Here is a 5,326-nt window from a genome sequence, read left to right on the forward strand (position 1 = left end):
AATATCATGGCAAAGGTTAAAAATTTCAAGACAATATTCCCGGCAGTTTCAGTTCCACTTAACGATGACTACTCAATCAACGAGCAGGAGTTCAGAGTATACCTTCGTTGGATCAAGAGCTTCTATGACAAGGGAATCCAGGGTCTTGTATGTAACGGCCACACAGGAGAGATCACAGGCCTTACAAGAGCAGAGAGAAAGAGAGTAGTTGAGATCTGTGCTGAAGAGTGCGGCGATATCATGACAATCGTTTCAGGTGTAAACTGTGAGAACACTCAGGAGTCCATCGAGATGGCAGCTGAGGCAAAGGCAGCAGGAGCAGACGCTATCCTTCTTATGCCTCCTCACATGTGGCTCAGATTCGGTATGAATCCTAACGCTCCTTTCGAGTACATCAAGGACGTAGCTGAGGGTGCTGACATCGATATCGTTATCCACCTCTATCCTGCAACATCAAAGGCATTCTACCCTGTAGAGACACTTATCAAGATGTGCAAGGAGATCGATCATGTTAAGTGCATCAAGATGGGTACACGTGTTACATCTATCTACGAGCATGACGTAAGACTTCTTCGTCAGGAGTGCCCTGATATCAGCCTTATCACATGCCATGATGAAACACTTTGCGTATCATGGTTCCCTGGCATGGACGGTGCTCTTATCGGTTTCGCAGGCTGCGTACCTGAGCTTATCTGCCCTGCAAGAGAAGTATTTGCAAATCCTGACAAGCACACACTCAAGGAAGCTCAGGACTGGAGCGACAGAATCTATCACATCAGCCAGGCAATCTATGGCGGCGGACAGCCTTCAGGTGAGGCTCATGCAAGACTTAAGGAGACACTTGTACAGAGAGGTATCTTCACAAGCGCTCTTATGAGAAAGCCTGTACTTCCTCTTAACCAGGAAGAGAAGGATTGGATCGCTAAGGGTATCAAGAACAGCGGTCTTGACAAGGTTGATATGTCAAAGTTTGCTTAAGATCAGGCGCTAAAAAAGGTGGGGCAGCCGGACAGAATCCATTGACGGATTACCTCTTAGCCGAAAGGCCGAACGTGAAAAGAGGGTCCGGCTGCATGAGTAAAGGAGATAATATATGGAGATTGCAGTAAACCAGCCGGCAGCAACAAAGATTGTTGGAACTGTGCAAGAAAGACTTGGCTTTAATCCAAGTGAAGTTAAGAAATTAAGCTTCAAGGAGATACTTAAAAAGGTCGGACCGGGAATCATACTTACGGGAATAGTTATCGGACCTGGTAACATCACAACCAGTGCCATGATGGGTGCGAACTATGGTTACCAGATGATGTGGCTTCTTATTCCTATCATCCTCATGGGAATCACATTCACCATGACTTCTTACAGAATATCTATCATGACAGGCAAGCCGATATTACACGCTATCAGACATTACTATGGCGGAATAGCTTCAGGCTTCTGCGGAGTGGCTCTTTTCTTATCATGTTTCTTCTTCACACTTGGTAATATCACCGGAACAGGTGCCGGCGTGAATCTGATATTTGGTTTTGACTGGAGAATAGGTTCTCTGATAATGCTTGGAATTTTGGCATTCTGCTATCTCACAAAGGGTGTTTATTCAAAGGTTGAGAAGGGCATAACCATTTGTATCATCGGTATGATCGTTGCATTCTTCGCAACACTTATTGCAACAGGCGGTCCGGATGCGGGAGCTATGGCAAGGGGCCTGGTTTCACCTCAGTTCCCGGAGGGATCACTTACTACAGCTCTTGCTTATATCAGTACAAATGCAGCTGTTACAGCCGGAATCTACGGAACATATCTCGGACTTGAGAAGAAGTGGAAGAAGGAAGACCTTTTCAACGGTGCAATGCGTGCAGATGCTATCACACACATCGTAACTGTTGTACTTATCTCAGGTGCCATCGTACTTGTTGGTGCAATCGTGCTTAACCCTACAGGTACTACAATCAAGGCTCCTGCACAGCTGGGAGAGCTTTTAAGACCATTCCTTGGCAGCGCTGCACCTATCGTTATGGGTATCGCTATCATCGGCGCAGGTTTCTCTTCACTTCTCGGAAATACTCAGAGAGGCGTAGTTCTTCTGAATGCCGGTCTCAATAAGGAGACAGGACTTGAGTCAAAGCCTGTAAAGGTTCTTTGCCTTGCATGTCTTGCAGTAGCTACAGTTATCTGCTTCTCATACGGCGGATCACCAACACAGCTTATTTTCATCGCTAACGTAGCTACATCTATTGCTACTCCTGTTGCTGGTCTCTTCATGGTACTGATCCTTTGGAAGAAGGAGCTCTATGAGGGAATGCAGGCACCTAAGCTGTTACAGATTTCCATGACTATCTGTTACATTTTCGCACTTTACATGACATGGAGTGCACTTCAGACTCAGGTTCCTAAGCTTATCAATTCATTTATCGGTGGCTGATGGTATGAGTTTTGACTGTCCAGCATCAGTCAGACGGTGATTTGAAGGAATCACTGAAAAGAGAATAGTATATAAAGGGCCATGTGCATGAGGATTCATGTACATGGTCGTTTTGCTATATTCAACATTTGCGATACATAAATAGTTAGGAAGAATAGTCAGGAAGATTGATGGGGTCAAGTTTTTTTGTACCATAAAGGTGTAGTTGTCACAAAATAATTATCTCTGACAGCTGAACTGATTTTTATTGTAAAAAACATAGCATTCTCAGGAACTTCAGATTAAAATATGCGGTAAATCTGGTCGATATAAATACTGTATTTACTGCAGAGGCTTAAGATTCTTTTTGTCAAAAAAACGTACTATAATGAGGAAACGAACATGTATTATTTGATTGACACTATGCTTCGAAAATGTTCAGCAGAAGAGTGTCACAGCGGTGAATTTCAATATGTGGCGGTTTTGTCACCTGAAGAGTGGAATGCAGAATGTGATTCCTACGAAATGGGCATCGACATGGAACCGGATACCAGGGAAATCTACACCACTAATGCCGAGGTCAATTATGATTCTGTTACCGGCACCTTCGCGATTCCCGACAGGAGCAATATGTCCGGAGACTATCACAACTTCGCTTTTGCCCTTGATGAGAAAGGAGTCGTATTCATTGATTCCGGTGACACTGCATCTGGGATAATCAACAGGATAATAGAAACCAAAAAGTGGCGAATGCCTTGTCTTGAAAGATTTATCTATGATTTCCTTGAGCAGATAATACACGAGGATCAGCGAATACTGGAGAACTATGAAAAAAGGCTTGATGCCATAGATAAAGATATCGACAGCGGCAAGGAAGGTGATCTTGATACTTTAAATGAAATCAGGGGAGATCTCAGGGATCTAAGGATACATTACAACCAGCTGATCGACCTGGCTCAGGAATTTGAAGAGAATGAGAACAATTTCTTCCAGATGGATCATCTGCGCTTTTTCAGACTTTTCTCCAACAGAGTAACGAGACTGTATGACATTGTGAGTTCGCTTCTGGATTATACGAACCAGATCCGGGATACCTATCAGTCGAAGCTCGATGTAAAACAGAATCATATCATGACAGTGCTTACGGTTGTCACGACTGTTTTTATGCCGCTTACACTTATCGTCGGATGGTATGGCATGAATTTTAAATATATGCCTGAACTGGATTCTGTGTGGGGATATCCCGGCGTTATCGGGGTCTCGGTATTGATCGTTATTATCAGCCTCGTATTCTTTAAGTATAAGAAGTGGTTATAAAAGAGAAAAGCGGATGACTTGCACCATGGTCGGAATGATGTGGTCTTTTTGTCATAACTTCTGAGATTATAATGATCACATAGAAGCTTAAGGAAAATACTGTATTTATATGTGAAAAAAGTTTCTCGCCTTTGGTAAAAAATTCTTTTAAATTTTTATTTATCCGAATATAATTAAAAGAGTGTAAGTATCACAGGGGAGGTCTGGTAATAATGGCAGATGAAGTTAATATTCAGGAAGTAAAAACAGATGTTGAAAGTGTTTCTGCAGAAGCAGAAAAAACAGCCACAGAGGCAAAGCCTAAGAGAGGACGTAAGAAGGGTTCTGCAACAAAATCCACAGCAGTGAAGAGCAGAGAAACAAAGACTGCAGAGAAGAAAACTGGAAGAAAGTCGTCTGCAAGGACTGCAAAGAAGTCAGAAAAGAAGACTGCAGACAAGTCTGTAAAGACAGCCGGAACAAAGAAAGTATCAAAGGCACCGGAACTGAACTATAAGTCCATCACCATTGAGTTCAATGATAAGAAGTATTCCGAAAAGGATCTTTTTGACAGGGTTAGGTCTTACATTAGCAAACATCCGTACATCGTTGCGCATGATATTGAACTTTTCATCAAACCGAACGAGTCATGTGCATACTTTACTATTGACGGATTCAGTAATCCTGATTTCAAAATCGGGTTGTAAATGCACAATGGTTAAAACCAAAAAAATTTTTTTGACGAAAAATCCAAAAAATGAACAAAACCCTACATAAGTAATGGGCATTGCAATATGGGAAACAAGGGAGAGTTTGAAATTTTTTCTGTAAATATGGGTATTCTATGATAATTTAGATTTGTGGAGGATGTATAGATGAAGCTGAGATTGGCAAATTTGAACGAAGCGGAAATATGCTATCAATGTATTGAAGATGCGAGAGCCTACCACAAATCTTTGGGCTTTGAGCAGTGGCATCCTGATTATCCCACTGAACAGACAATTCTTGATGATATTGCTCAAAATATCGGATATGTGTTTGTGAAGGACAATGAAATCATTGGCTATTGCTGCATTATAATCGGCGATGAGCCCGCGTATGCAAAGATCGATGGAGCGTGGAAATCGGAAAAGCCCTACGCTGTGGTGCATCGAATGGCATTCAGCAGTAGGGCCAGAGGAGGCGGGTTGTCACGTAATGCTTTTCAGCTCGTCAAAGATTTTTGCCGATTAAATTGCATTGACGCAATTCGACTGGATACACAGGAAGAAAACAAAGTGATGCAGCACATACTCAGCAGAGAAGGTTTTGAGTATTGTGGGTTGATTCAGTTCGGTGGTGGCCCAAAGCTGGCATATGAATGGGATAAATAAATTCAAATTTGCACGAATAACCTCTATCCTAAATGAGATAGAGGTTTGCTTAATTTGAAATAAACCATTTATCTACCACTTATGACATATTTTACTGTAAAAACAAACAAAACTATTACAATATTGTATAGGTGTATATTACTGTTTTGTAGATTTTATTTAAAATGAACAAAACCTTACAGAGCCAGTAATAGCAGGGGGTTATGGGTCAAAATAATTTTGTTTAAAAATTTTTGGTTTTGGAATCAGGAGACCAAAA

General features: G+C 41.8%; 5 protein-coding genes. All 5 read left to right on the top strand.

From position 1 onward, the window contains the following. A partial coding sequence (locus T515_RS15730; RefSeq protein ID WP_051671819.1) for a dihydrodipicolinate synthase family protein occupies positions 1-978 on the top strand: 978 nt, incomplete at its 5' end. 115 nt (positions 979-1,093) lie between these two features. Further along, positions 1,094-2,419, top strand: a complete 1,326-nt coding sequence (locus tag T515_RS15735; RefSeq protein WP_051671820.1) for an Nramp family divalent metal transporter — start codon at positions 1,094-1,096, stop codon at positions 2,417-2,419. 381 nt (positions 2,420-2,800) lie between these two features. Next, complete coding sequence (locus T515_RS15740; protein ID WP_036613351.1) at positions 2,801-3,715, top strand: magnesium transporter CorA family protein; 915 nt, start codon at positions 2,801-2,803, stop codon at positions 3,713-3,715. 212 nt (positions 3,716-3,927) lie between these two features. Further along, a complete protein-coding gene (locus T515_RS15745) occupies positions 3,928-4,401 on the top strand; it encodes a DUF6465 family protein (RefSeq protein WP_036613353.1) in 474 nt (157 codons plus the stop codon). Between the two features lie 168 nt (positions 4,402-4,569). After that, on the top strand, positions 4,570-5,067 hold the full coding sequence (locus T515_RS15750; RefSeq protein WP_036613356.1) for a GNAT family N-acetyltransferase: 498 nt from the start codon (positions 4,570-4,572) through the stop codon (positions 5,065-5,067). Positions 5,068-5,326: the final 259 nt, after the last annotated feature.

Origin of the sequence: Oribacterium sp. P6A1 (genome assembly GCF_000702885.1) — a bacterium.
GTDB lineage: Bacteria > Bacillota > Clostridia > Lachnospirales > Lachnospiraceae > Oribacterium.

Coding starts and splice junctions, on each gene's coding strand:
- T515_RS15740 (WP_036613351.1), top strand. CDS start 2,801: ATGTATTATTTGATTGACACTATGCTTCGAAAATGTTCAGCAGAAGAG.
- T515_RS15750 (WP_036613356.1), top strand. CDS start 4,570: ATGAAGCTGAGATTGGCAAATTTGAACGAAGCGGAAATATGCTATCAA.
- T515_RS15735 (WP_051671820.1), top strand. CDS start 1,094: ATGGAGATTGCAGTAAACCAGCCGGCAGCAACAAAGATTGTTGGAACT.
- T515_RS15745 (WP_036613353.1), top strand. CDS start 3,928: ATGGCAGATGAAGTTAATATTCAGGAAGTAAAAACAGATGTTGAAAGT.